Annotated in this window: 1 protein-coding gene; it reads right to left on the reverse strand. The window is 52.6% G+C overall.

The window, feature by feature from the left end; genetic code table 11:
* On the reverse strand, window positions 1-734 hold a 734-nt coding region (locus M989_RS24005), incomplete at both ends, for an elongation factor Tu (protein ID WP_064549262.1).

Below are 734 nucleotides of genomic sequence, written 5' to 3' on the forward strand. Positions count from 1 at the left end.
TCGTCCATCGCGATCGGGTGGATCAGGGTAACAACCATTTTGATGTTGTCGCCCGGCATTACCATCTCAACGCCTTCCGGCAGTTCGATGGTACCAGTCACGTCAGTAGTACGGAAGTAGAACTGCGGACGGTAGCCTTTGAAGAACGGAGTATGACGGCCGCCTTCGTCTTTGGACAGAATGTACACTTCAGATTCGAACTTGGTGTGCGGCTTGATAGAACCCGGCTTAGCCAGTACCTGACCACGTTCGATTTCTTCACGTTTGATACCACGCAGCAGAACACCAACGTTCTCACCAGCACGGCCTTCGTCCAGCAGTTTGCGGAACATTTCAACGCCAGTACAGGTAGACTTAGCGGTGTCTTTGATACCAACGATTTCAACTTCTTCGCCAACTTTGATGATACCGCGTTCTACACGACCGGTAACAACGGTACCACGACCGGAGATGGAGAATACGTCTTCGATCGGCAGCAGGAACGGCTTGTCAATCGCACGCTCTGGTTCCGGGATGTAAGAATCCAGGAAGCCCGCCAGTTCGATGATTTTCGCTTCCCACTCAGCGTCGCCTTCCAGCGCTTTCAGAGCAGAACCACGAACGATCGGCGTGTCGTCGCCCGGGAAGTCGTACTGAGACAGAAGTTCACGAACTTCCATTTCAACCAGTTCCAGCAGCTCTTCGTCATCAACCATGTCGCATTTGTTCAGGAACACGATGATGTACGGAACGCC

The sequence above is a fragment of the Kluyvera georgiana ATCC 51603 genome, from assembly GCF_001654985.1.
GTDB classification, from domain to species: domain Bacteria; phylum Pseudomonadota; class Gammaproteobacteria; order Enterobacterales; family Enterobacteriaceae; genus Kluyvera; species Kluyvera georgiana.